The sequence below is a fragment of the Streptomyces sp. NPDC060194 genome (assembly GCF_042728285.1).
Classification (GTDB): domain Bacteria; phylum Actinomycetota; class Actinomycetes; order Streptomycetales; family Streptomycetaceae; genus Streptomyces.
The window spans coordinates 1-3,039 of sequence record NZ_JBHWZH010000274.1; the positions used below are offsets into that span (position 1 = coordinate 1).

General features: G+C 71.7%; 1 protein-coding gene. It reads left to right on the forward strand.

Features of this window, described 5'->3' with window-relative positions:
- Window positions 1-174: 174 nt before the first annotated feature.
- Window positions 175-2,988: a DEAD/DEAH box helicase gene (locus ACFWEG_RS28775; RefSeq protein WP_387220989.1), complete on the forward strand. Its 2,814-nt coding sequence runs from the start codon at window positions 175-177 to the stop codon at window positions 2,986-2,988.
- Window positions 2,989-3,039 lie beyond the last annotated feature (51 nt).

The following is a 3,039-nucleotide window of genomic DNA, read 5'->3' on the forward strand; positions in this document are numbered from 1 at the left end:
CTCGCGGGGCCGCCAGGAAAGGCGGTGAGAGATGGTCGCGGATTACGGGCCGATAGTGGAGGCTTCTTCGCGTAGTGGTTCTCGCGAGGGCAGATATGTATAAGAGACAGGCTTTCCGCTGCTCGGTAAAGATCGGGCTGACTGTCAGTGGCGGCGGGTATGGTCGAGGACAAGATGACAGAGGAACTCACACCTGCTGAGCGCTACGCCCTCTCGCGTGTGCGCGCCGCCGAGCAGGCCACCGCGCTCTACGCCTTCCGCGAGATGTACGACTTCGGGCTCGACCCGTTCCAGATCGAGGCGTGCAAGGCGCTGGAGGCCGGCAAGGGCGTGCTCGTCGCGGCCCCCACCGGTTCGGGCAAGACGATCGTCGGCGAGTTCGCCGTCCACCTGGCGCTCGCCCAGGGCCGGAAGTGCTTCTACACCACGCCGATCAAGGCGCTGTCGAACCAGAAGTACCAGGACCTGGTCAAGCGGTACGGCGCCGAGAAGGTCGGCCTGCTCACCGGCGACAACAGCGTCAACTCCGACGCCCCGGTGGTCGTGATGACCACCGAGGTCCTGCGGAACATGCTGTACGCCGGCTCCCAGGCGCTCGTCGGCCTCGGCCACGTGGTCATGGACGAGGTGCACTACCTCTCCGACCGGTTCCGGGGCGCCGTCTGGGAAGAGGTGATCATCCACCTGCCCGAGTCGGTCACCCTGGTCTCGCTCTCCGCGACGGTGTCCAACGCCGAGGAGTTCGGCGACTGGCTGGACACCGTCCGCGGCGACACCGACGTGATCGTCTCCGAGCACCGGCCCGTCCCGCTGTTCCAGCACGTGATGGCCGGGCGGCGGATGTACGACCTGTTCGAGGAGGAGACCGAGGGCAGGCGCCGCGAGGTCAACCCCGACCTGGTGCGGCTGGCCCGGATGGAGAACCAGCGCTCGTACAACCCGCGCGACCGGCGCAAGGGCAAGATGGTCCGCGAGGCCGACCGGGAGCGCGAGCGCCGGCAGCGGGCCAGGATCTGGACGCCGAGCCGCCCCGAGGTCATCCAGCGGCTCGACAACGAGGGCCTGCTGCCCGCGATCACCTTCATCTTCAGCCGCGCCGCCTGCGAGGCCGCCGTCCAGCAGTGCCTGCTCGCCGGGCTCCGGCTCAACGACGAGGACAAGCGGCGCCGGGTCCGGGAGATCGTCGAGGAGCGGACGGCCTCGATCCCGCGCGAGGACCTGCACGTCCTCGGCTACTACGAGTGGCTGGAGGGCCTGGAGCGGGGCATCGCCGCGCACCACGCCGGCATGCTGCCCACCTTCAAGGAGGTCGTCGAGGAGCTGTTCCTGCGCGGCTTCGTGAAGGCCGTCTTCGCCACCGAGACCCTCGCGCTGGGCATCAACATGCCCGCCCGCAGCGTGGTGCTCGAGAAGCTGGTCAAGTGGAACGGCGAGACGCACGCCGACATCACGCCGGGCGAGTTCACCCAGCTCACCGGCCGGGCGGGCCGCCGGGGCATCGACGTCGAGGGCCACGCGGTGGTGCTGTGGCAGCGCGCCATGGACCCGACGGCGCTCGCCGGTCTCGCCGGCACGCGTACGTACCCGCTGCGGTCCAGCTTCCGGCCCTCGTACAACATGGCCGTGAACCTGGTGCAGCAGTTCGGGCGGCACCGCTCGCGCGAGCTCCTGGAGACGAGCTTCGCGCAGTTCCAGGCGGACAAGTCCGTCGTCGGGATCGCCAAGCAGGTGCGGAAGAACGAGGAGGGGCTCGAGGGCTACCAGGAGGGCATGCGCTGCCACCTGGGCGACTTCGAGGAGTACGCGCGGCTGCGGCGCGAGCTGAAGGAGCGGGAGAACGACCTCGCCAAGCAGGGCGTCGCCCAGAAGCGCGCGGCGGCCGCCGACGCGCTGGAGAAGCTCCGCCCCGGTGACGTGATCCACGTGCCCACCGGCAAGTTCGCCGGGCTCGCCCTCGTCCTGGACCCGGGCATGCCCGCCGGGCGGGCCAACGGCCACCGCGGCTTCGAGTACGCCGACGGGCCGCGCCCGCTGGTGCTGACCGCGGAGCGGCAGGTCAAGCGGCTCGGCTCGGTCGACTTCCCCGTGCCGGTCGAGGCGCTGGACACCCTGCGCATCCCGAAGTCGTTCAACGCCCGCTCCCCGCAGTCGCGGCGCGACCTCGCCTCCGTGCTGCGCAGCCGGGCCGGACACATCCGGCCGGAGAAGCACCGGCGCGGGCGGGCCGCCGCCGCGGACGACCGCGAGATCGCCCGGCTCCGCACCGAGCTGCGCGCGCACCCCTGCCACGGCTGCGACGAGCGGGAGGACCACGCCCGCTGGGCGGAGCGCTACCACCGCCTGCACCGGGACACCCGCCAGCTGGAGCGGCGCATCGAGGGCCGGACGAACACCATCGCCCGCACCTTCGACCGGATCTGCGCGCTGCTCACCGAGCTCGACTACCTCCGCGGCGACGAGGCCACCGAGCACGGCAAGCGCCTCGCCCGCCTCTACGGCGAGCTGGACCTGCTGGCCAGCGAGTGCCTGCGGGACGGGGTCTGGGAGGGCCTGAGTCCGGCCGAGCTGGCGGCGTGCGTCTCCGCCCTGGTCTACGAGGCGCGGCAGTCCGACGACGCGGTCATGCCGAAGGTGCCCGGCGGGGCGGCCAAGGAGGCGCTGGGCGAGATGGTCCGCATCTGGGGGAGGCTCGACGCCCTGGAGGAGGACTTCAAGATCAACCAGGCGGAGGGGGTCGGCCAGCGCGAACCCGATCTCGGTTTCGCCTGGGCGGTCCACCAGTGGGCGTCCGGCAAGGGCCTGGACGTCGTCCTGCGGGAGGCGGAGATGCCGGCCGGCGACTTCGTGCGCTGGTGCAAGCAGGTCATCGACGTCCTCGGGCAGATCGCGGCCGCCGCGCCGCGGGAGGGCTCGACGGTGAGCGCGAACGCGCGCAAGGCGGTGGACGCGGTGCTGCGGGGGGTCGTGGCGTACAGCTCGGTGGGCTGAGCGGCCCTCGCGGAGCGGCCCGGCCGTGGGACGGCCCGGTGGGGGGCGGCG

Coding starts and splice junctions, on each gene's coding strand:
- ACFWEG_RS28775 (WP_387220989.1), top strand. CDS start 175: ATGACAGAGGAACTCACACCTGCTGAGCGCTACGCCCTCTCGCGTGTG.